21 protein-coding genes are annotated in these 21,531 nt (G+C 71.1%); 15 read left to right on the top strand and 6 right to left on the bottom strand.

Going from position 1 to position 21,531, the window contains the following annotated elements; genetic code table 11:
• Positions 1-173 precede the first annotated feature (173 nt).
• Complete coding sequence (locus tag ACIBQ6_RS06210; RefSeq protein WP_397210482.1) at positions 174-614, top strand: hypothetical protein; 441 nt, start codon at positions 174-176, stop codon at positions 612-614.
• 17 nt (positions 615-631) lie between these two features.
• Here the strand turns inward: ACIBQ6_RS06210 and ACIBQ6_RS06205 are convergent, their stop codons facing one another.
• Complete coding sequence (locus tag ACIBQ6_RS06205; RefSeq protein ID WP_387678590.1) at positions 632-1,303, bottom strand: TetR/AcrR family transcriptional regulator; 672 nt, start codon at positions 1,301-1,303, stop codon at positions 632-634.
• Between the two features lie 267 nt (positions 1,304-1,570).
• Here ACIBQ6_RS06205 and ACIBQ6_RS06200 point away from each other — a divergent pair, with 267 nt between their 5' ends.
• The 3 genes from ACIBQ6_RS06200 (at position 1,571) to ACIBQ6_RS06190 (ending at position 4,706) form a co-directional block, all read left to right on the top strand.
• Positions 1,571-2,794, top strand: a complete 1,224-nt coding sequence (locus tag ACIBQ6_RS06200) for an oxygenase MpaB family protein (RefSeq protein ID WP_397210481.1) — start codon at positions 1,571-1,573, stop codon at positions 2,792-2,794.
• A gap of 275 nt (positions 2,795-3,069) precedes the next feature.
• Positions 3,070-3,969, top strand: coding sequence for an aminoglycoside phosphotransferase family protein (locus ACIBQ6_RS06195; RefSeq protein ID WP_397210480.1), 900 nt, complete (start codon positions 3,070-3,072; stop codon positions 3,967-3,969).
• 95 nt (positions 3,970-4,064) lie between these two features.
• Complete coding sequence (locus tag ACIBQ6_RS06190; RefSeq protein WP_397210479.1) at positions 4,065-4,706, top strand: RNA polymerase sigma factor; 642 nt, start codon at positions 4,065-4,067, stop codon at positions 4,704-4,706.
• On the opposite strand, the gene ACIBQ6_RS06185 is transcribed toward ACIBQ6_RS06190, so the two are convergent.
• From ACIBQ6_RS06185 to ACIBQ6_RS06175, 3 genes are read right to left on the bottom strand one after another with little or no spacing between them, the layout of a single operon-like run.
• A complete protein-coding gene (locus tag ACIBQ6_RS06185; protein ID WP_397210478.1) occupies positions 4,639-5,871 on the bottom strand; it encodes an epoxide hydrolase family protein in 1,233 nt (410 codons plus the stop codon). The genes ACIBQ6_RS06190 and ACIBQ6_RS06185 overlap by 68 nt on opposite strands.
• 13 nt (positions 5,872-5,884) lie before the next feature.
• Positions 5,885-6,343 (bottom strand): MarR family winged helix-turn-helix transcriptional regulator, encoded by a 459-nt coding sequence (locus ACIBQ6_RS06180; RefSeq protein ID WP_397210477.1) that lies wholly within the window; start codon positions 6,341-6,343, stop codon positions 5,885-5,887.
• Between the two features lie 48 nt (positions 6,344-6,391).
• The gene (locus tag ACIBQ6_RS06175; RefSeq protein ID WP_358295041.1) at positions 6,392-7,567 is read right to left on the bottom strand and encodes an ROK family protein; all 1,176 of its coding nucleotides are present in this window, start codon (positions 7,565-7,567) and stop codon (positions 6,392-6,394) included.
• A 131-nt stretch (positions 7,568-7,698) separates the two neighbouring features.
• Here ACIBQ6_RS06175 and ACIBQ6_RS06170 point away from each other — a divergent pair, with 131 nt between their 5' ends.
• The 9 genes from ACIBQ6_RS06170 to ACIBQ6_RS06130 all read left to right on the top strand — a co-directional run bounded on the left by ACIBQ6_RS06170 (position 7,699) and on the right by ACIBQ6_RS06130 (position 18,111).
• A complete protein-coding gene (locus ACIBQ6_RS06170; protein WP_397210476.1) occupies positions 7,699-9,408 on the top strand; it encodes a beta-N-acetylhexosaminidase in 1,710 nt (569 codons plus the stop codon).
• Positions 9,405-11,777: a phosphatidylserine/phosphatidylglycerophosphate/cardiolipin synthase family protein gene (locus ACIBQ6_RS06165; protein ID WP_397210475.1), complete on the top strand. Its 2,373-nt coding sequence runs from the start codon at positions 9,405-9,407 to the stop codon at positions 11,775-11,777. The genes ACIBQ6_RS06170 and ACIBQ6_RS06165 overlap by 4 nt, the downstream gene beginning before the upstream one ends.
• Before the next feature lie 70 nt (positions 11,778-11,847).
• Positions 11,848-13,095, top strand: a complete 1,248-nt coding sequence (locus ACIBQ6_RS06160) for a sugar ABC transporter substrate-binding protein (protein ID WP_358295036.1) — start codon at positions 11,848-11,850, stop codon at positions 13,093-13,095.
• 3 nt (positions 13,096-13,098) lie between these two features.
• Positions 13,099-14,031 (top strand): carbohydrate ABC transporter permease, encoded by a 933-nt coding sequence (locus tag ACIBQ6_RS06155; RefSeq protein ID WP_397210474.1) that lies wholly within the window; start codon positions 13,099-13,101, stop codon positions 14,029-14,031.
• On the top strand, positions 14,024-14,833 hold the full coding sequence (locus ACIBQ6_RS06150; protein ID WP_397161872.1) for a carbohydrate ABC transporter permease: 810 nt from the start codon (positions 14,024-14,026) through the stop codon (positions 14,831-14,833). The genes ACIBQ6_RS06155 and ACIBQ6_RS06150 overlap by 8 nt, the downstream gene beginning before the upstream one ends.
• 46 nt (positions 14,834-14,879) lie before the next feature.
• Positions 14,880-16,628: a bifunctional metallophosphatase/5'-nucleotidase gene (locus ACIBQ6_RS06145; RefSeq protein ID WP_397210473.1), complete on the top strand. Its 1,749-nt coding sequence runs from the start codon at positions 14,880-14,882 to the stop codon at positions 16,626-16,628.
• A 133-nt stretch (positions 16,629-16,761) separates the two neighbouring features.
• Entirely contained in the window at positions 16,762-16,905 is a 144-nt protein-coding gene (locus tag ACIBQ6_RS06140; protein WP_397210472.1) for a hypothetical protein, read from the top strand.
• Between the two features lie 21 nt (positions 16,906-16,926).
• Positions 16,927-17,673, top strand: coding sequence for an alpha/beta fold hydrolase (locus ACIBQ6_RS06135; RefSeq protein WP_397210471.1), 747 nt, complete (start codon positions 16,927-16,929; stop codon positions 17,671-17,673).
• A 24-nt stretch (positions 17,674-17,697) separates the two neighbouring features.
• Positions 17,698-18,111 (top strand): hypothetical protein, encoded by a 414-nt coding sequence (locus ACIBQ6_RS06130; protein ID WP_397210470.1) that lies wholly within the window; start codon positions 17,698-17,700, stop codon positions 18,109-18,111.
• Positions 18,112-18,177: 66 nt separating this feature from the next.
• On the opposite strand, the gene gdhA is transcribed toward ACIBQ6_RS06130, so the two are convergent.
• Positions 18,178-19,521, bottom strand: coding sequence for an NADP-specific glutamate dehydrogenase (gdhA, locus tag ACIBQ6_RS06125; protein WP_358295022.1), 1,344 nt, complete (start codon positions 19,519-19,521; stop codon positions 18,178-18,180).
• Between the two features lie 168 nt (positions 19,522-19,689).
• Between gdhA and ACIBQ6_RS06120 the strand changes: the two genes are divergently transcribed.
• Together ACIBQ6_RS06120 and ACIBQ6_RS06115 are read left to right on the top strand one after the other, a co-directional pair.
• On the top strand, positions 19,690-19,929 hold the full coding sequence (locus ACIBQ6_RS06120; protein WP_397210469.1) for a DUF2945 domain-containing protein: 240 nt from the start codon (positions 19,690-19,692) through the stop codon (positions 19,927-19,929).
• Entirely contained in the window at positions 19,926-20,255 is a 330-nt protein-coding gene (locus tag ACIBQ6_RS06115) for a DUF3140 domain-containing protein (protein ID WP_397210468.1), read from the top strand. The genes ACIBQ6_RS06120 and ACIBQ6_RS06115 overlap by 4 nt, the downstream gene beginning before the upstream one ends.
• Before the next feature lie 30 nt (positions 20,256-20,285).
• Here ACIBQ6_RS06115 and ACIBQ6_RS06110 read toward each other — a convergent pair whose 3' ends face one another.
• Positions 20,286-21,455: an MFS transporter gene (locus tag ACIBQ6_RS06110; RefSeq protein ID WP_397210467.1), complete on the bottom strand. Its 1,170-nt coding sequence runs from the start codon at positions 21,453-21,455 to the stop codon at positions 20,286-20,288.
• Positions 21,456-21,531: the final 76 nt, after the last annotated feature.

Genomic DNA, 21,531 nt, shown 5'->3' with positions numbered 1-21,531 from the left:
TGCCTTCAGGAAAGTAGATATGTCGGTCAAAAGAATAAGTCAAGAGGGGCGGGCGGGACGGGATCGCCGGCAGAAGTGGGGCCAGCCCCACCCACCCGTACGGCCAACCCCATGTTCCGGCCCGGCGGGTGCTTCCTAAGCTCGCTGCCACAACGACACGGAGGAGACAGATCATGACGAACACCGGCGACATCCCGACCGCGACGACGGCCCTCGGCGACGCCCGTGCCCAGGAGGCCCTCGCCATGGTGAAGAAGTGCGTCACGCTCTTCGGAGCCGTCGGTGTCATCGTCCTCGGCGTGGTCGCGGTGATGGCGTTCACCGGCGGCGAGGCGTCCGGTTTCATGTGGGTCCGGGGGATCGTGCTGGTCGCGATGGCCGCGCTGATCCACCGGATGACCGTCCGCGCCGCGGAGGGGTCGTACAAGGCGTTCGACCGGGTGCGCACCCTGTCCACCGTCATGCCGATCGCGATCATCGGCGTGGACCTGATCCCCGGCCTCTGCCCGGCCTGGTACGCCGTGCTCCAGGGCCTGTCGGCGCTCGCCCTGGCCGGCGTCGCCGTCATCACCCGCGGCGCCGCGCTGCGCGCCGCCTTCCCCGGCCGGAAGTGAGGTGCGGGCCCCGCGGGTCAGGCGGGCGGCTGGAGCATGGGCACCAGGAAACGCCTGGCCACCTCGGCGAGTTGCCCGTCGTCGTCGAGGTCGATGACGGCGCTGGGGATCGCCAGGAAGGAGGTGGAGATGCGCACCATCATCTCCGCCACGAGATCGGCGTCGAGGCCGTCGGACACGTTGCCCGCGCGTTGCTCCCGGCGGAGCTGGCCGGCGACGAACTGCCGCACCGTGGCGAGGGTCTGGCCGCCGTCGGTCATCAGGGACGGCACGAGCAGATCGGGCTCGGTGGCGATGAGGCCGCCGATCAGCGGGTTGCCGCGGATGGCCCGCAACGAGCTGACGAAGCCGAGGACCACCCGGTCGGCCGGGGTGTGCGCCTGCTCGATGTCGATGAGGAACCGGTCGAAGTAGCGGCGGAACTCCCGGCGCACCACGTGCTCGACCAGCGTGTCCTTGGTGTCGAAGCGCCGGTAGACGGTGATGCGTGACACCTTGGCCAGGCGTGCGACGTCCTCCATGGTGGAGCGCCTGATGCCCATCCGGCAGAACTGCTCGTAGGCCGCGTCGAGGATGCGCGTCCGCAGCTCGTCGGGGTCGCCGACGCGTTCGACGGCGTCGACGAAGGCGCGCTCCAGCAACGACTCCGAGCCTGACGGCGCCATGAAGCCGGACAGCACGGATTCCACGATCACCTCCTGGATCGATTCTGCCTCAGGGGCGGGTCTTGTGATGTCCATCACAACGTGCTCTCATGATGATACACAGACTCATGGTTTGTTTCTCAGTATCACCCACTTCTCGGCCCCGGGCGAGAAGGAGGAAGCGGCGTGGGAGAACTCAGCAGGCGTGATTCCGGCGACGGCGCCGACACGCGCTCCCTGTTCGGTGGATCTCCGGCGAACCGATCGAGACTGCCCTGAGCGGGACCCCCCCATCTCGAAGGAGTGCAGAGCATGGCAGAGCTGAGCAGGCGCGAGATACTGATCTCGGGCACCGCCCTGGGAGCCCTCGGCGCGCTGGGGATCACCTCCCCGGCCCAGGCCAAGGCCCTCGCCGACGGCTGGGAGTGGCCGGCCGCCGGCTCGGTCGCGGGCTCCGGCACCGGCGCCGACCCTCGCTGGGTGTGGGACGACGTCGCCGACCCGCTCCTCGCCTCGCTGTTCGACCGCGGGGTCATCCCCGAGGTCAACCGGCTGCTCCACGACTGGAACCGCAACGACCAGCCGCTGCCCGCCGGGCTGCCGGCCGACCTGCGGGCCTTCATCGAGCAGGCGCGTCAGCTCCCGCCCTGGGCCGACCAGGGCAAGCTGGAGGCCGCGTCGCGGTTCCACGCGCTCAAGGGCAACTACATCGTCGTGCTCACCATCGTCGGGGCCGGCATGCTGGCCACCGCCATCCCCAAGGAGGCCCGCGCGGTCTACTACTCCGCGGGCGGCGCCGACCTGAAGGACCGGGTCGCCAAGACGAACGTCCTGGCGTACGCGGTCAGGCCCCAGAACGCCTGGGGGCCCGGCGGGACGGCCGTGGTCGAGGCCGTCAAGACCCGGCTGGTGCACGCGGCCGTGCGGCACCTGCTCAAGTCGTCCCCCCACTGGCCGGGGCCCATCCCGATCAGCCAGGAGGACATGCTGGTCACGTGGCACACCCTGGCGACCTACTCCATGCGCGGGATGCGCGAGTGGAAGGTGCGCATCTCCGCCGCCGAGTCCGCGGCGTACCTGCACTCGTTGCAGCTGCTGGCGCACATGCTCGGCATCAGGGACGAGTTCATCCCCGCCACCTGGGACACCTCCTACGCCCAGTCGGACATCGTCCTGCCCAGGAACATGGGGCCGACGCCGGAGGGTGTGGAGCTGAACGACATCCTGCGTGACATGCTCGCGGAGCTGACCAGCCCGGGGAGCATCGACAAGCCGCTGGTCAACGCGTTCTCCAGGTACCTCACCGGCAACCAGGCGGCCGACTGGAACGGCATCCCGCGCGAGCCGCTGTGGGACCCGGTCGTCAAGACCGCCTGGCCGCTGCTGGTGGCGTTCAGGGAAGGGGTGATCGGGCTGCCGCTGGTGCCGGCCGCGGCCTGGCTGCTCGACGAGATGATCAAGAAGTGGACCACGTTCTACCTGACCAAGGGCGCGCAGACCAAGATCGTGATCCCGACCGGCAACCGCCCCGGCTGACCCGGCGGCTCCGCCCCGGGAACGCGTACCGGACGCGGGCGACACCCGTGGGGCAGGCGCGACCTGCCCCACGGGCCCACTGGGTTCGAGCAGGCTTCGGGCGGCTGCACCTCCCACGGGCGTGCCGGGTTCGATCGGGCTTCGGGTGCTGAACGGGGTCGCGGCCTCGCGCCGGGCGGCGGGCCTTCGATAATCGGGTCGACACGCGGGCTCGCGGTGCACTGTGATGGTCCGGCCGCCCGCCGCAGGCAGCGGGCCCGTCGCTGGAGTCGTCCTTGGCCGTCCCGGGAACCGCGCCCGCCCGCCCCACGATCGACGCCGCCCTGGTCAGGAGGCTGGTCGACACGCAGTTCCCGCAGTGGGCCACGTTGCCGCTGCGGCTGGTCGACCCGGCGGGCTCCGACCACGTGATCTACCGGCTGGGCGACGAATTGTCCGTCCGGCTGCCCCGCCACGCCGACGCCGTCGGGCAGGCCGACAAGGAACACGAGTGGCTGCCCAGGCTCGCGCCATGGCTGCCGCTGGCCGTACCGGTGCCGGTGGAAGTGGGGGAGCCCGGCTTCGGCTACCCGTGGCGGTGGGCGGTGTCCCGCTGGCTGGCGGGCGAGCCGGCCACCGTCGAGGCGCTGGCCGGCTCGTCCGTGGCCGCCGAGGGGCTGGCGGAGTTCCTGGTCGCGCTGCAGCGGTTCGCGCCCGAGTCCGTCCCGTCCCTGAAGACCCGTCCCGACCTCGCGCAGCAGCCGCTGGCGGGCCGGGATCGCGCGACGCGGGCCGCCATCGCGGCGCTCGGCGGCGTGTTCGACCGCGCCGCCATGACCGGGCTGTGGGACGCGGCCATGAGCGCCCCCGGCTGGGACCGCGCGCCGGTCTGGTTCCACGGCGACTTCCACACCGGCAACGTGCTGACCGTCGGCGGCCGCGTCAGCGCGGTCATCGACTTCGGCGGGCTCGGCATCGGCGATCCGGCCGCCGACCTGATGATCGCCTTCACCCTGATGTCGGCCGGCAGCCGGGCCGCCTTCCGCGCCGCGCTCGGCGTGGACGAGGCCACCTGGACCCGGGGCCGCGGCTGGGCCCTGGCCACCGGCCTGAACGCGTACGCCGCCTACGCCGCCGTCAGCCCGAGGGTCGCCGCGCAGACCACCCGGCAGATCACCCAAGCCCTCGCCGGCTAGCCCGGTTCGCCGGAAATACGAACCGGGATGTAAGAAAACCGTCCTTCGGACCACATGTTCTACGAACGACTCATCCGCGACCGAAGGACACGGTTTTGCCCGACCCACCCGAGCGCTTCACGGTGCTCTACGACACCTACCGGCCGCGGGTGTACGCCTACGCGGCCGGCCGCGCCGGGCATCAGCTCGCGGAGGAAGTGGTCAGCGAGACCTCCCTGGTGGTCCGGCGGCGGCTGGACGACATTCCGGCCCACGCCGAGCTGCCGTGGCTCTTCCGCGTCGCCCGCAACGTCCTGCGCGACGACTTCCGGCAGACCGTACGGCGTCAGGCCCTGGAGGCCGAACTGCGGACCTGGGGCGAGGAGGCCGCCCTCGACGCGGGCGAACAGGCCACCGAGCGGGTCGCCGTCCTGCGGGCGCCGGCCTCCTTGTCCGAGGCCGACAAGGAACTGCTGACCCTGACCACCTGGCACGGCCTGTCCACCGCGGAGGCGGCCGAGGTGCTCGGCTGCACCAAGGCCGTCTTCTTCGTCCGGCTGCACCGGGCGCGTCGCCGGCTGCGGTCGGCGATGGAGGCGGGCGGCTCCGCCACGTTCCCGCAGCCCGTCACCGTTCCAGGTCTGGGCCGGGCCGGTCGTCGGATTCGGCGGGATCAGCGGGAAGGGGGCGTCAGCGGTGGGGGCGGAAGGTGCGGCGGAGGTCTGCGACCCACTCGTCGGGGATCTCCCACGGGATGAAGTGCCCGCCGCGATCGTGGCAGGTGATGCCGGCGTGGTTGTACCAGGCGGCCCGGTCGCCGTCGAGGAAGCCGCGGATCCGCTGGTCGCCGGTCGTGACGCCGGGCGGGTTCTCGAAGTCGACGAACGTGATGCCCGTGGGCGCCTCGACGACCGGCCACCGGTCGTGCGACGGCGTCCAGGGGTAGCGGTTGTTGTTGGCGTAGGTGCGGATCGAGCTGTCGATCGTGTTGCCCGCCCAGAAGATCGTCGCGTGGGTGAGCAGGTCGTCCTTGGTGAAGACGTTCTCGACGTCGCCATGGTTGTCGGACCACTTCGTCCAGCGTTCCAGGATCCAGGCCAGCATGCCGGCGGGGGAGTCGGCCAGGCCGTGGCCGAGCGTGGACGGCGCGAGCATGTGCGCCGCCAGATGCACCGCGAACCGCCGGTCCAGCTCGACGAACCGGGCGTGCACGTCGGCGGGCAGGCCGTCCGGGATGGGCATGCCGCCGCTCAGGTCCCAGGCGCGGTCGCCGTTGAAGAAGGTGAGCTTCTGCCCCGAGCCGATGTGGATGGCGTACAGCTCGTCGGCGTACTTGTGGCCGAGCTGCCCGGTGACCAGCGCCCCGACGTCGCATCCGGCGGCGGCGTACCGGTCATGGCCGAGGACGCCGGTCATCAGCTCGTGCCACACGTCGGCGATCTTCCAGAAGTTCATGTCCGGCCGGCCGTCCAGCGGGGCCGAGAACCCGAAACCCGGCAGTGAGGGCACGATCACGTCGAACGCCTCCGCCGGATCCCCGCCATGGGCGCCGGGGTCGGCGAGCGGGTCGATGACCTTCGACCAGTGCCAGAACGTCCAGGGCCAGCCGTGGCTGAGGATCAGCGGCACGGGGGCGGGGCCGACGCCGGGCTTACGCATGAAGTGCACCGGCACGCCGCCGACGTCCACCCGGTAGTGCTCGTAGGCGTTGATCGCCCGTTCCGCCGCCCGCCAGTCGAAGCCGTCGGCCCAGTAGGCGACCAGCTCGCGCAGGTACGCGCCGCGCACGCCGTAGAAGCCGTCGTCGTTCCCGGCGGACGGCGCCCATCGGGTCATGGTGAGCCTGCGGCGCAGGTCGTCGAGCACCTCGTCCGGTACGTGCAGCGGCTCGGGGCGCAACGGGAAGGGAGTCGAGCGAGTCAAGGGAACCGTCCTCCTAGTCTTCGACACGCGCGGCGATCTCGGTCAGGCGGCCGAGGACGCCCGCGTACCGGGCCAGCTCCGCGCGCTCGTCCTCGCTCAGGCGCGCCACCAGGCGGGCGACCCGCGCCACCCGGTCGGCGCGCCGGGAGCGGACGATGTCCCTGCCCTCCTCGGTGAGGCTCAGCAGGACGGCGCGGCCGTCGCGCGGGTCGGGGCGGCGCGAGACCAGCCCGTCCCGTTCGAGCCTGGCGACCAGGCTGGTGAGCGCGGGCTGCTTGAGCTGTTCCGTCGCCGTCAGGTCGGTGAGCCGCATCGGACCCTTGCCCGCCAGCGTGTGCAGCACGGACAGGGTCGAGAAGCTGAGCCGCCTCACCGAGGGCAGCCGGATGAAGTACGCGTTGAAGTCCTCGATCGCGCCGACGAGCGCGTCGAGGTCGAGGGCGGGGCCGGGGTCCGCCGGAGAGGATGCCACGCGCCCATTTATATCGAAGTTCGATGCAAATGAGCTACATTCGGTGAGCTACACCATTAATGACGACGGAGGCGCCGCGACCGACAGGTCGATCTCCGGGTCGAAGAGCACCTTGGCCAGATGCTCGACGCCGTGGCACACGGCCCCGATGGCCACGCACTCGTCGCCGAGCACGGAGGCCCGCAGCTCGGGCGTGCGCAGGCACATCGTCTCCAGCTCGATCCGCAGCGGCTCCATGAGCACGTCGGCCGAGCGCGAGAACCCCCCGCCGAGCACCACCAGGTCGGGATCCACGGTGAGGGCCATCGCGGTGGTGGCCAGCGCGAGCACCTTGACGTAGCGCAGGACGGCCCGGCGCGCCTCCACGTCACCCTGCCTGGCGGCCTCGAACACCGCCCCCGCGACCGCCTCCGGCGGCGTGCCGGGCTCGACCGACGGGACGGCCTGCAGCAGCTCGCCCACGTGACCGAGGTTGAACAGCGGATGCACGCCGATCTCCCCGGCGGCGCCGCCGCTGCCGCGCAGGGGGACCCCGTCGAGCACGACGGCGGCGCCGGCCCGGCGTCCGACGTGCAGGAAGATCAGGTTCCGCGCGTCGCGGGCGATGCCCCTGCGGCACTCGGCCAGCGCGGCGAGCCTGCTGTCGTTCTCCACCAGGACGGGGCAGCGCAGCCGGTCGCCGAGATGGTCGGCCAGCGGCACGTCCGACCAGTCCTGGATGGCCCGCGAGAGCACGACGCGCCCCTGCAGGTCGACGTAGCCCGTGCTGCCCGCGACCGCGAGCCAGACGTCGGCGGCGGCGGTGCCCGAGCCGGTCAGGCAGCCGTCGATGGCCCGGTCGACGGCGGCCAGCCGCTCGCCGCGCGGCTGCTCGGGAGTGACCGGCTCGCGGGTGGTGTGCAGGACGTTGCCGTCGAGGTCGGCCACGACCGCGAGCACCTTGTGCGCCCCTATGTCGAGGCCGAGCACCCGGCCCGTCTCCGCGTGGAACCGGTAGCGGCGCGCGGGCCTGCCCTTCTCGCCGCCGCTCGGATCCATCTGGACCACCCAGCCCAGCTCCATCAGGTCCTTGACCACCACCTTGATGGTGGCCCTGGCCAGGTCGGCGCGCTCGGCGAGCTGGGTCAGCGTCGCCGGCCCGCCGGCGCGCAGGGCCGAGAGCGCGGCGAGCGCGTTGAGCCGCCGGAGCCGCTGGAGATCGCCGCCGGTCACGGAGAGCGTCACTGATGACCCTTCTTGACGAATCTTAATGGTGAGCTCCATCATAAATCCTGATCGAGGCGCTCACCCAGAAAAAAGAGGCCAGATCACGGGCATGGCCGCGGGCGGCTCGCGGCGACCGGAAGCCGAGCGCCATGCTACGACCCGCCGCCCGCCCTGTCACCGACCGACGATCCCGCCCCCGAACCCCCCAGGGACCTGTCTTGCTGCTGCCACGACCCGTCCATGTGACCCCAGACGGCGGGGAACCCTTCGCCCTCACCGCGACCACAGTGATCGCCGCCCCTCCCGGCCTGTCGCGGGTGGAGGGCTGGCTGCGGGCCGCGTTGTCGCCCGCGACCGGCCTGCCGCTGCCCGCCGGAGCGCCGGGTCCGGGGGCGATCGAGCTCGCCCTGGCCGCCGGGCTCGGCCCGGAGGGTTACCGCCTGACCGTACGTCCCGACGGGGTGCGCGTCGAGGCGGGCGACGCGGCCGGGGCGTTCTACGGCGCGCAGACCCTGCGCCAGCTCCTCCCGCCCGCGGCCTTCCGCCGGGGCGCGGTCGGCGAGCAGGACTGGCTGCTCGCCCCGGTCACCGTCGCCGACCGGCCGCGCTTCCGGTGGCGCGGCTGCCTGATCGACGTGGCCAGGCACTTCCTGCCGAAGCCCGACCTGCTGCGGTACATCGACCTGCTGGCCGCCCACAAGCTCAACGTGCTGCATCTGCACCTCACCGACGACCAGGGCTGGCGGCTGGAGGTCAAGGGGTATCCGAAGCTCACCGAGGTCGGCGCCTGGCGCAGGGAGAGCCCGCTCGGCGACCGCCGGCACGGCGTGTTCGACGGCCGCCCGCACGGCGGCTTCTACACCCAGGACGACCTGCGCGAGATCGTCTCGTACGCGGCCGACCGGTTCGTCACCGTGGTGCCGGAGATCGAGCTGCCCGGCCACTCGCAGGCGGCCATCGCGGCCTATCCGGAGCTGGGCAACCTCGACGAACGGCTGGAGGTCGCCACCGGGTGGGGCGTCTCGCCCAACGTGCTCAACGTCGAGGACGCCACGCTCGCCTTCTACCGGGACGTGCTCGACCAGGTCATGGAGATCTTCCCCGGCGAGTACGTCTGCGTGGGCGGCGACGAGTGCCCCAAGGAGCAGTGGCGGCAGAGCCCGTCGGCCCAGCGCCGCATCGCCGAGCTCGGCCTGCGCGACGAGGAGGAGCTGCAGAGCTGGTTCATCGGCCAGTTCTCCGACCACCTGGCGGCGCGCGGCCGTCGCCTGCTCGGCTGGGACGAGATCATCGAGGGCGGCCTGCCGCCCGGGGCGACCGTGGCGTCCTGGCGCGGGACGTACGGCGCGGTCGCGGCGGCGCGGGCCGGGCACGACGTGGTCACCTGCCCCTTCACCGAGCTCTACCTGGACTTCCGGCAGTCCGACCGGCCCGACGAGCCGGTCCCGATCGGCAACGTGATCTCGCTGCGCGACGTCCACGGCTTCGAGCCGGTGCCGCCGGAGCTGACCGAGGCCGAGGCCGCCCGGGTCCTCGGCGCGCAGGCCAACCTCTGGACCGAGCACATCGACTCGCCCCGCGGGCTCGACTACATGGCCTTCCCGCGACTGTCGGCCTTCGCCGAGGTCGTGTGGAGCCCCGCCGGAGGCGACTTCGACGACTTCCTGGCGCGGCTGCGCCACCACGAGCGCCGGCTCGCCGCGCTGGGCGTGGAGTACCGCAAGGAGACCGGCCCCGAGCCGTGGCAGACCCGGCCGGACGTCCGCGGCCGGCCCAAGGAGCGGGCGGAGACCGAGGCCGAGGTGGCGGCCTGGACCCGCGGCCTGCGGCGGAACCTCAGCGAAGGGAAGCGAGCATGATCAAGCGTCTGTCCGTCGTCCTCGTCGGCCTGTTCTGCTTACTCGGCCTGGTCACCCCGGCCCAGGCGGCGGCCCCGGAGCTGTCGGCGTACTTCAGCAGGCCGAGCGTGGACGGCACGCTCGCCGGCCCCCTGCCCGCGAAGGTGCTGGAGCTGATCGGGCTGGCCGCCCCGGACTCCACGCTGCGCGTGGCGACCTTCGTGCTGGAGATCAAGGCCGTCAAGGACGCCCTGGTGGCGCCGCACGACCGGCGGGTCGACGTACGGGTGGTGTCCGAGGGATCGGGGCACAACGCGCTCCTGGACGAGCTGGCCGCGGCCGGCGTGCCCGTCACGCTCTGCGACAGGGGCTGCAACGGGCCGGACACCGACATCAGCCACCACAAGTTCCTCGTCTTCAGCCGGCTCACGGACGGCAGGACCGATGTGGTCGTGCAGAGCTCGCAGAACCTCGCCCCCGACACCGGCCTGCACCAGAACATGCTGATCAGCTCGGGCGACGCCGCGCTGGCCGACGGCTACCGGCAGGTGTTCGACACGCTGGCCTCCCAGGTGCGCACCTCCTGGCGGGCGCCGTTCACCGCCACCAGCGGCAAGGTCACGGTCTGGATGGAGCCCCGCGACACCGCCTACGACCAGAGCGCCTACGGCAGCGCCGACCTGGTCGCGGCCATGATCCGGGACGTGGGCTGCCCCGGCTCGATCCGCGTGGTGCAGTCGCAGTTCGCCACGGACCGGCCGCTGGTCATCGCCGAGCTCAAGGCCAAGAAGCAGCAGGGCTGCGACGTCCAGGTGCTCGTGGCCGAGGGCAACCAGACGACCGCGACCGCCGCCGAGCTCGCCAAGGGCGGGATCGTGGTGCACACCTTCCGGCCCGGCGGCTGCCACTACCCGATCGGCGACACCTGCGCGCAGGACAGCATCCACTCCAAGATCATCCTGGTGGACGGGCCGTCGGCGGCGGCGGGCGGCGCGCGGCGCAGCTACGTCTACACCGGCTCCCACAACCTCAACGGCGGCTCCCTGACCGCCTCGGACGACTCCTTCGTCCGCGTCGACGACCCGGCCGTCTACGCGGCGTACGACGCCGACTTCGCCGCCATGAAGGACGAGGTCGTCAAGATCGTCCCCAGGGCCTTCCCCGGGGCCGGACTCCAGATGACCGCCAACGGCCCCGACGACCAGCGCGCGCCCAGGGCCGCCGCCATGCGTTCCGGCTACACGGCCGTGGCCTGGGAGGACGACCGCGACCGCGCCTCGGTGGAGGGCGCCGAGGTCTACGCGCGCATCTACCGCGACGGGCAGCCGGTGACCGGCCCCGTCAAGGTCTCGATGGGCGGCGTCGGCTGCGCCACCGGCTGGAACCACGTGCAGCCGTCGGCCGGCGTCGACGACGCGGGCAACGCCTACGTCGCCTGGGCCGAGGACGGCGACTGCCGGGGCGAGCACAACATCGCGGTGCGCAGGCTGTCGCCGTCGGGCACGCTGAGCGCGACGATCTGGGCCAACGACCCGCAGTGGAGCGGCGACCAGACCCGGCCGAGGATCGCGGTCCGCGGCGCCGGCGGGTTCACGGTGGCCTGGGAGGACGGGCCGACCGGGACCGTCCGCGCGGCCGGCTACGCCTCGCTGACCGTCCGTACCTTCGCGCCGCTCCAGGTGGGCACGGGCGACCGGCCCGATGTGGCCGTCGACGGCGCGGGCACCGCGACCGTGGTCTGGCAGCAGGCGCCCGACGTGTACGGCAGGCGGATCTCGGCGACCGGCGCGACCGTCGCCGCCGCCACCCGGATCAACACCAACGCCGCGACCCAGCACCTGGCCCCCGCCGTGGCGACGACCCCCGGCGGCGACAGCGTCGTGGCCTGGAGCGACAACGTGGCGGTCACCGGCGGCGACGTGACGACCGTCTGGCGGGTGCGGACGCGCGGCCTGACGCCCACCCTGGGGCAGAGGTTCGCGGAGATCCCCGTCGCGTTCGGCAGGTACGCGCCGAACACGCCCTCCGACGGCGGCAAGGAGTACCCGCCGCTCTGCGGAAAGACGGACCAGACCTACCGGTGCGCCGTCCAGGGGTCGCCGTCCGTGGCCGTCGACGACACCGGGCGGTTCGTGGTCGGCTGGACCGAGTCCGACCTGTGGAACGCCGGCCGCTCCCACGAGGTGTACGCCCGCGGGTTCAACGCCGACGGGACGACGACCGGCCGCTTCCCCTGCGAGCGCATGAACCCGAACACCGCCGGCGACCAGTCGGGCACCGCCGTCGCCGCCGACGGCAGCGGGTTCCACCTCTTCTACGTCGAGGACTTCGACGCCAACGGATACGGCGACGTCGTGGCCAGGACCGGCTTCACCAACACCGGACTCTGAGCCCGCCGCCCGCCGCGATCGAGACCCTGATCACCATCCCCCGACGCCTTCTAGAGAAAAGGAACTGCCCGTGCGCCTGCGTATGGCACTCGCCGCCGCCCTGGCGATGACACTGGCCGGTTGTGGCTCCGGCTCCGACACCGCCGCCACCAAGCCAGGAAAAGTCACGATCAGCTACGCGATCTGGGAGAAGAACGACCAGCCCAGCACCCAGAAGATCATCGACGCCTTCCAGAAGCAGCACCCCGACGTCACCGTCAAGCTTGAGATCACCCCGTGGGACCAGTACTGGACCAAGCTCCAGACCGCGGCCACCGGCGGCGCGGCCCCCGACGTCTTCTGGATGAACAGCCTCAACGTGCGCATGTACGCCAAGGGCGGCGTCATCGCCCCCTTCGAGAACGCCGACGTCAGCGCCTTCCCGCAGGCCATCGTGGACGGCTACCGCTACGACGGCAAGCTGTACGGCATGCCGCGCGACGTCGGCGTCCCCGTGCTCTGGTACGACAAGGAGCTGTTCGACAAGGGCGGCGTCGCGTACCCGACCGCCGACTGGACCTGGGACGACCTCAAGGCCGCCGCCAAGAAGCTGACCGACCCGGCCAAGAAGCAGTACGGCCTGCTGGCCCCCCTGTGGGACCAGGGCGGCTTCTACCCCACGATGATCCAGGCCGGCGGCCACGTCATCTCCGCCGACGGCAAGAAGTCGGGCTTCGACGAGCCCGGCTCCATCCAGGGCCTGGAGTTCTGGACCGACATGATCAACAAGGACAAGGTGGCCCCGCCCGCCCAGGCGACCACCGACACCAGCCCCGTGCAGCTGTTCATGACCGGCAAGTACGCCATGTACTACGGCGGCTCGTGGCTGGCCAGCACGTTCAAGACCAACACCGAGCGCGGCGGCAAGGTCGACGTGGCGCCCCTGCCCAAGGGGCCGGCGCAGGAGGCCGTCATCCTGCTCGGCCTGGCCAACTCCGTCTCGGCCAAGAGCGAGCACCCGGCCGAGGCCGCGCAGTTCGCCACGTTCCTGTCCTCCGACGAGGCCGAGAAGATCCTCAGTGACTCCGGCGGCGCCTCGGTCTCCTCCCGGGCCGGCACCCAGGACGGCTGGTTCGCCGCCTTCCCGGACTACCACCTGAAGGAGACCTTCGACGCCTCGATCCCGAACGGCGTGCCGTACCCCGTCTCGCTCAACACCGCCAAGTGGCAGGACGTGCAGAACAAGCTCCTGGCCGAGGCGTGGGCGGGCAAGCGGCCGACCGCGGAGGCAGCCAAGGAGATCGCCGCGCAGATGAACGAGATCCTGGCCAAGGAGTAGCCGATGGTGCTGACCGAGGAACGGGCCGCCGCCGTCAAGGCGGCGGCCCCGCCGGGGCGGCGGTCGCGACGCGACTGGCTGTGGGGTTACGGGCTGATCGCGCCCATGACCCTCGGGCTGGCCGTGTTCTACCTGTGGCCGATCGTCCAGACGCTCTACCTCAGCTTCACCGAGTCGGGCGTGTTCGGCGGGCAGACGTGGGTGGGCCTGGACAACTTCATCGCCCTCCTCGGCGACGAGGAGATGGCCGGCGCGCTGCGCAACACGCTGCTCTACTCCGTGCTCGTGCTGGTCGGGGTGCCGCTGTCGATCGTGATCGCGGCGCTGCTGAACGTGCCGGGGCTGCGTGGGCTGGGCTTCTACCGCACGCTGTACTTCCTGCCGGTGGTCACCATGCCCGCGGCCGTCGGCCTGACCTGGCGCTACCTGTACAACGGCGACTTCGGACCGATCAACTACCTGCTCGGCCTGGTCGGGATCGACGGGCCGTACTGGGTGTCCGACCCCGAGTTCGCGATCTACGCGGTCGCGGTGGTCGGGATCTGGACCTCGCTCGGGTACAACGCGGTGTTGTTCCTGGCCGGGTTGCAGGGCATCCCCAAGCACTACTACGAGGCCGCCTCGATCGACGGCGCGGGCCGGGTGCGGCAGTTCTTCCGCATCACGCTGCCGCTGCTCACGCCCACCACGTTCTTCGTCGTGGTGATCACGCTGATCAACACGCTGCAGGTCTTCGACCTGGTCTACCTCATGATCGACACCAAGAGCCCGGCGCTGGCGGGCAGCCGCACGATCGTCTACCTCTTCTACGAGCAGGGCTTCGTGCAGAACAGCCGCGGCTACGCCGCCGCGATCGCGGTCGTGCTGCTGGCGCTGATCCTCATGCTGACCGCCGTCCAGTTCCGGCTGCAGAGGCGGTGGGTCCACTATGAGTAGGCGCTGGATCGTGCACGCGGTCCTGCTCATCGGCGGTCTGATCATGGTCATGCCGTTCGTCTGGCAGCTCGTGGTCTCGCTGCAGACCATGACCGAGTCGATGCGGGTGCCGCCCACGGCGGTCCCCTCCTGGCAGTGGCACAACTTCGCCGACGTGTTCCGGACCGTGCCGCTCGGGCGGCAGTTCCTCAACACGGTGGTCGTGACGGCCGCGGTGACGGCCGGGCAGCTGCTGCTGTGCTCGCTGGCGGCCTTCGCCTTCGCGCGGCTGGACTTCCCCGGGCGCGGGCCGGTCTTCATGTTGTTCCTGGCCGTGCTGATGGTGCCGGGGGAGCTGTTCCTGCTGCCCCGGTACGAGATCATGCAGGGCCTCGGCTGGCTCAACACCCTCCAGGCGCTCATCGCCCCCGGCGTCTTCGGCGCCTTCGGCACGTTCCTGCTGCGGCAGTTCTTCAAGACCCTGCCCAGGGAGCTGGACGAGGCGGCGCGGCTGGACGGCGCCAACCCGCTGCAGATCTACTGGTGGATCATGTTGCCGCTGGTCCGGCCCGGCCTGCTGGCGCTCGGGCTGCTGACCGTCATGTGGTCCTGGAGCAGCCTGCTGTGGCCGCTGGTGGTCAACACCGACCCGGAGATGATGACGCTCTCCGCCGGGCTGGCCTCGCTGCGCGGCCAGTACCTGACGAACTACCCCATCCTCTTCGCCGGGTCCGTCGTGGCCTCGCTGCCGGTGATCGTTCTCTTCGTGGTCATGCAACGGCAGCTGATCGCCGGGATCGCGTTCACCGGCTCGAAGGGCTGATCCGCAAGTCTTTTCTCCCGCTATATCCCCTTGTTTAGGAGTCTGCGTGTCTTCGTTCCGTAAGTGGATCATTGTCGCCTTAGGCGTCACTCTGGCCTCGTCCGCCTCACCGGCACTGGCCGCGCCCAAGCCTGTGGACGTGCAGTTGCTGTCGCTCACCGACTTCCACGGCTACATCACCCCGCAGAGCAACGCCGCCGACGGCACGATCAAGGATCCGCAGGGGAACACGCTGGTGGTGGGCGGCGCGCCGTACCTGGCCGCGCATCTCGACCGGCTCCGGCAGGGGCACGAGAACACGGTCACCTTCTCCAGCGGCGACAACTTCAGCGGCTGGCCCACCGAGGTGTCCTACCACGCCGACGAGCCCACGATCGAGTTCCTGGACAAGATCAAGGTGGAGTTCACCACGGTCGGGAACCACGAGCTGGACCGGTCCCTGGAGTTCCTGCGCGACCACATGGGCAAGGGGGAGTGCTTCGGCGAGGTCGGGCTCGACAGCTGCTTCACCGACTCCGACGGGCAGCCCTTCCAGGGCGCCGACTTCGACATCTCCACGGCCAACATCACCATGAAGGGCGACACCCGCCCGGTGCTCCCGCCGTACGTGATCAAGCGGTTCCAGGGCATCCCCGTCGGGTTCATCAACCTGACCACGCCCACCACCGTGGACGGCTCCACCTCCTACCAGCCGTCGCTGGACAACCTGCCGCTGGTGGAGACGGCCAACAAGTACGCCGAGATCCTCAAGCGCCGCGGCGTCAAGGCCATCGTCGCCAACGTGCACGAGGGCGGCAAGGCCGGCGAGGACTACAGCGGCTGCGGGGACCAGAAGGCCGGCCCCATCTGGGACTTCGCCAAGAACGCCTCGCCCGACATCGACGCCATCGTCACGGGCCACTGGCACTGGTACTTCAACTGCTCGATCCCCGACCTCGCGGGCAACCCCCGCCCGGTCGTCGAGGCCGCCAACCACGGCCGCCTCATCAGCGAGATCAACCTCAAGCTCGACCGCCGCACCCGCGACGTCATCAGGACCGCGACCACCGCGGCCAACCACCCGGTGACCCGCGACATCACGCCCGACCCCGCCATGGTGAAGCTGGTCGACCACTGGAACGCCATGCAGAAGGAGACCTACGCCAAGCCGTACGGGACCATCACCGGCGACCTCACCAGGACCCGCGACGTGACCGGGCAGAGCACGCTCGGCAACACCGTGGCCGACGTGGAGTACTTCGACTCCCAGCAGACCGAGGGCGGCAAGGCCGACCTGGCCATGGTGGCCGTGGCGCCGACCAAGGGCTCGAACTCGCTGCGCGGCGACCTGAGGTTCGCCAAGGGCGCCAACGCCGCCGACGCCGACGGCAAGGTGCTCATGGGCGAGTCGTGGGCCGCCTGGGGCTACGCCAACCCGGTGGTCACGGTGTCGGTCAAGGGCTCGCAGCTTGAGCAGGCCCTGGAGCAGCAGTGGCAGACGCAGGCCGACGGCACCGTGAAGTTCGCCCCGCTGGCCGTGTCGAAGAACGTGCGCTTCTCCTACTCCCCGAACCGGCCCGTGGGCGACCGGATCAACCCCGCCGACGTGGTCATCAACGGCCAGCCGCTCGACACCGGCCGGACCTACCGGCTCGCGGCGCCGGCGTACACGCTGCTCGGCGCCGACGGCTACACCGCCTTCGCCGGGTACACCGACGCGGTGCGCGGCAGCCGCGACTACGAGGCCATGCGGGCCTACCTGCGACAGGGCCCGCTGACCCCGCCCGCCTTGGACCGCGCGGTGGCCCTGCCGTAGTGCTCCGGGCGCGGGGGGCCACGGGGCCCTCCGCGCCCCGGAGTCGCGTCATGCTCCGATCATCGGTATATATCGTCGGCATGACTTCCAGGGCGATGCAGGAGCCGAGCACCGCGCCCTGCACGAGGAGGAGATGGCCGTGGTGGCCGCGGGGCCGGCGCTGCGGTCGCCGGTCGGGCGCCGCGCGCTGGTGGTGGTGCTGGGCGTGACGGCCTGGATGGCCAGGGTCGCCGGAAAAGCCCCGACGCCGTCTCGCGTGGGACAAACCGGTCAGTGAATGACTGGTAACGTCTGCGCGATGACGATTTCTCATGACGTGGCAGGCGACGGACCGGCCCTGCTCCTCCTGCACGCGGGGGTCTGCGACCGGCGCATGTGGGACCCCCAGTGGGAGGCCCTGATCGCCGCCGGCTTCCGGGTGGTCCGGTGCGACCTGCGCGGCTTCGGGCAGAGCCCGCTGCCCACCGAGCCGTACAGCAACTCCGGCGACGTGCTGAGCCTCCTCGACAGCCTGGGCATCGACCGGTTCTTCCTGGTCGGCTGCTCCTACGGCGGGAAGGTGGCGCTGGAGGTCGCCGCGAGCAGCCCCGAGCGGGTGGAGGCGCTGATCCTGCTCTCCGCCGCCCTGCCGTGGCGGGAGCCGAGCGCCGAGCTGCGCGCGGTCGGCGAGCGCGAGGACGCGCTGGTCGAGGCCGGCGACCTGGCGGGCGCCGCGCAGCTGATGGTCGACCGCTGGCTGGGCCCCGACGCCGACGAGAAGGCCGGGCGGGCCGTGCACGAGATGCAGCTGCGCGCCTACGAGCTCCAGCTCGCCGAGGGGGTCGTCGGCCCGGTCAAGGTCCAGGTGGACCCGGCGGCCGTGACGATGCCGTGCCTGGCCGTGTCGGGCGCGCACGACGTCGCCGACTTCCGGCACACCGAGACCGACCTGCCCGCCGCCCGCAACGTCGAGCTGCCCTGGGCGGCCCACCTGGCGAGCATGGAACGGCCGGCCGAGGTCACCGAGCTGATCGTCGGGTTCCTGCGCGAGCAGACCCGCGCCTGACGCGCCAGGTCACGAGGAGGAGCAGTGAGCCCGCACGTCGACCGCGAACTCGTCCAGGCCGCCACGGAGGTCGCCCGCACTCGGTGCCGGGGTGACAACCACACCATGGCGGCCGCCGCACGCGCCCGCGACGGCCGGATCGTCACGGCGGTGAACGCCTACCACTTCACCGGCGGGCCCTGCGCCGAGCTGGTCCTCATCGGCACGGCGGCCGCCCAGGGCGCGTACGAGCTGGACACGATCGTCGCGGTGGGGGACCGGGAGCGCGGGGTCGTCCCGCCGTGCGGCCGTTGCCGTCAGGTGCTGCTGGACTACTTCCCGGCCCTCCAGGTCATCGTGGGCGACGGCGACCGTCTCCGTATGGTCCCCGTCACCGACCTGCTGCCCGAGACCTACGTCTGGGCCGACCACCAGCTGCCTCCCGGCGCCCCTGCCTGACCTCTCGCGCATGCCGCGCCGGGAGGGCAGGCGGGGGCGGAAGGGCAGGCCGGGGTGCCGGCGCGGTCAGATGAGGCCCAGCGCGAGCATGGCGTCGGCGACCCGGCGGAAGCCGTCGATGTTGGCGCCGGCCACGTAGTTGCCCGGCATGCCGTACTCGTCGGCGGTCTGCAGGCAGCGGCCGTGGATGTCCTGCATGATCTCCTGGAGGCGGCGCTCGGAGAACTCGAACGTCCAGGAGTCGCGGCTGGCGTTCTGCTGCATCTCCAGCGCGCTGGTGGCCACCCCGCCCGCGTTGGCGGCCTTGCCCGGCCCGAACGCGACGCCCGCCTCCAGGAACACCTTGATGCCCTCCGGCGTGGTCGGCATGTTGGCCCCCTCGCCGACCGCGACCAAGCCGTTGTCCACCAGGAACGCGGCGTCCCGGCCGGTGATCTCGTTCTGCGTGGCGGACGGCATCGCCACCTCGCAGGGCACCTCCCACACGCTGCGGTCCGGGACGAAGACGGCCTGCTCGCCCCGGCGCTCGGCGTACGTCTCCAGACGGCCCCGCTCGACCTGCTTGACCTGCTTGAGCAGGTCGAGGTCGATGCCCTTCTCGTCGAGCACGTAGCCGGAGGAGTCGGAGCAGGCCACCACGACGCCGCCGAGCTGCTCGATCTTCTCGATCGTGTAGACGGCCACGTTGCCGGAGCCCGACACGACGACCCGCTTGCCGTCGAACGACGTGCCGCGAGCCTTGAGCATCTCCTCGACGAAGAACGTGCAGCCGTAGCCGGTGGCCTCGGTGCGTACCTGGGCGCCGCCGTAGACCAGGCCCTTGCCGGTGATCACGCCGGATTCGTAGCGGTTGGTGATGCGCTTGTACTGGCCGAACAGGTAGCCGATCTCGCGCCCGCCGACGCCGATGTCACCGGCCGGGACGTCGGTGTACTCGCCGATGTGCCGGTAGAGCTCGGTCATGAAGCTCTGGCAGAAGTTCATCACCTCGCGGTCGGAGCGGCCCTTGGGGTCGAAGTCCGAGCCGCCCTTGCCGCCGCCGATGGGCAGGCCGGTCAGGCCGTTCTTGAAGATCTGCTCGAACCCGAGGAACTTCACGATGCCCAGGTAGACCGACGGGTGGAAGCGCAGCCCGCCCTTGTACGGCCCGAGCGCGCTGTTGAACTCCACCCGGAAGCCGCGGTTGATCTGCACCTCGCCCCGGTCGTCCAGCCACGGCACGCGAAAGATGATCTGCCGCTCGGGCTCGCAGATCCGCTCGATGATCTTCGATTCGGCGTACTCGGGATGCTTGCCGAGAACTGGGCCGATACTTTCGAGCACCTCGCGCACGGCCTGGTGGAACTCGACCTCGCCGGGGTTCCGGCGCAGGACGTTGTCGTAGGTCGACGACAGTTTCTCGTGCAACAAGGGCTCCCTACATCACTGGTGCGATCCTGCTCACTTTACGATTCGGCCACGCGTGAGCAGCAGCCGCCCCGCCCCGAGGACGCCGTCGCCGGACCCGGGACGGCGCCGGTAAAGGAAGGTTTGCCCGCCTGACCGAGTGCGGGAGGGCGGTGGGGTAGCGCGGATCCTATGACCGGCAAGCGCAAGGACGATCCGTCCGTGGGTGACGAGGTCTCCTGGAAGAGCCACGGATCCACGGCCCGCGGCAAGGTGGAGAAGAAGATCACCAAGAGGACGAAGGAGGCCGGCCGTACGGTGGCGGCCTCGCCCGACGACCCGCAGTACGTCGTGCGCAGCGACAAGAGCGGGCACGAGGCCGTGCACAAGCCGTCCGCCCTGCGCAAGGACAAGGGCAAGGGCGCGAAGTGAGCGATGACCGGGACGTGGCGGCCGAGTTCGGCCAGGCCGTCAACATGACCGCGCACGAGCTGGAACGCTGGCTGGACACCGAGGAGTCGAAGGAGGTCGGCCAGAAGCAGGACGGCGGCGGCGAGTCGACCGGCCACGCCTCCGGCCGCGAGATCGTCCGGCTCCTGCGCAAGGGCAGGTCCGCCTGGACCGGCCACGACTACGAGCACATGACCAAGGTGATCGGCTACATCCACCGGCACCTGGCGCAACGCCCGTCCGGTGACGTCCGGGAGACCCGGTGGCGCCACTCGCTGATGAACTGGGGGCACGACCCGCTCAAGTGAGACGGACGAGCGGCGTGCGGCGCTCGCTGCTCAGTCGTCGTGGGCGATGAGCATGAGCTGCCGCCACAGCAGCACCACGAACACCGCCGAACCGGCGAAGGCGAACCAGAAGGGCGCCGCGACGCCGAACCGGGTGGCCAGCACGCCGCCGATCAGCGAGCCGACCACCAGGCCGGCGTAGACGCAGACGGTGTTGACGCTGCCCACCCGTCCCTGCAGCTCCTGCGGGACCGCGCGCTGGCGGACGGTGCCCGAGGTGGTGCCCCAGATGAAGGCGTGCGCGCCGAAGACCAGGAAGATGGCTCCGGCGACCCACGGCGAACGGGTCAGGGCCAGGCCCAGGTGGGTGAACGTCTCGATGATGAGCCCGATGCGCATCAGGGCGCCGAGGCTGACCCTGCGGGTGATGGTCCCGTACAGGCCGGTGCCGATCAGGCCGCCGATCCCGCCGATGGTGGTCATCAGGCCGAACCCCATCGCGCCGAGGCCGAGCTGCTCCTGGGTGTAGAGGACGAGCACCGACCAGGCCGCGCCGAAGGTGAAGTTGAAGATCAGGATGGTGAGCGCCAGCGTGCGGACCGCCGGGTGCCGCACGGTCCAGCTGAACCCGGCGACGAGCTCACGCACGGTGTTCGGACGCGGCGCGTCGTCCGGCCGGACCCGCGCCGGCAGCGCGATGCGGGAGACCAGGACCATCCCCGCCAGCACCAGGAGCAGCTGGCTCGCGAACGGCCAGGTCAGGCCCAGTCCGAACAGCGCCGCGCCGATCGGCGGTCCGGCGAGCTGGTTGAGCGTGATGAACCCGGTGCCGAGGCGGGCGTTGGCGACGATCAGGTCGTCCCTGGAGACCATCATCGGCGTCAGCGTGGACGTCGCGTTGTCGGCGAACACCTCGGCGATGGACCGGAGCGTGAGCGCCGCCAGCGCCGTCGCCACGGTCACGGTGCCGGTCGCCATGAGCACGACGAGCGCCGCCAGCACCACGGCGCGCACGGCGTTCGCGACCAGCACGATCCTGCGGCGGTCGTACCGGTCGGACAGGACGCCGGCGTACAGGCCGAACGCCAGCGGCGGCGCCCAGCTCACCAGGGCGGACAGCGAGATCATCAGGGGGTCGCGGGTCAGCGTCGCGATCAGCAGCGGGCCGGCGGCGGCCGCGATCCCGTCACCGAGATTCGTCAGCCAGCTCGACGCCAGCAACCATCGGAACCCTGTCCCCAACCGGGCCGGCAGGACCCGTTCCACGACTGTGACCACGAGCGCAAAACCATACGTT

It is taken from the genome of Nonomuraea sp. NPDC049655 (genome assembly GCF_044465465.1).
Taxonomy (GTDB): Bacteria; Actinomycetota; Actinomycetes; order Streptosporangiales; family Streptosporangiaceae; genus Nonomuraea.
This window is presented reverse-complemented; position numbering and strand designations above follow the sequence as displayed.

What these genes read in the sequence shown, in the direction of transcription:
- ACIBQ6_RS06170 (WP_397210476.1), top strand. Translation starts at nt 7,699, where the DNA reads ATGCTACGACCCGCCGCCCGCCCTGTCACCGACCGACGATCCCGCCCC.
- ACIBQ6_RS06210 (WP_397210482.1), top strand. Translation starts at nt 174, where the DNA reads ATGACGAACACCGGCGACATCCCGACCGCGACGACGGCCCTCGGCGAC.
- ACIBQ6_RS06140 (WP_397210472.1), top strand. Translation starts at nt 16,762, where the DNA reads ATGGCCGTGGTGGCCGCGGGGCCGGCGCTGCGGTCGCCGGTCGGGCGC.
- ACIBQ6_RS06155 (WP_397210474.1), top strand. Translation starts at nt 13,099, where the DNA reads ATGGTGCTGACCGAGGAACGGGCCGCCGCCGTCAAGGCGGCGGCCCCG.
- ACIBQ6_RS06165 (WP_397210475.1), top strand. Translation starts at nt 9,405, where the DNA reads ATGATCAAGCGTCTGTCCGTCGTCCTCGTCGGCCTGTTCTGCTTACTC.
- ACIBQ6_RS06120 (WP_397210469.1), top strand. Translation starts at nt 19,690, where the DNA reads ATGACCGGCAAGCGCAAGGACGATCCGTCCGTGGGTGACGAGGTCTCC.
- ACIBQ6_RS06150 (WP_397161872.1), top strand. Translation starts at nt 14,024, where the DNA reads ATGAGTAGGCGCTGGATCGTGCACGCGGTCCTGCTCATCGGCGGTCTG.
- ACIBQ6_RS06135 (WP_397210471.1), top strand. Translation starts at nt 16,927, where the DNA reads ATGACGATTTCTCATGACGTGGCAGGCGACGGACCGGCCCTGCTCCTC.
- ACIBQ6_RS06200 (WP_397210481.1), top strand. Translation starts at nt 1,571, where the DNA reads ATGGCAGAGCTGAGCAGGCGCGAGATACTGATCTCGGGCACCGCCCTG.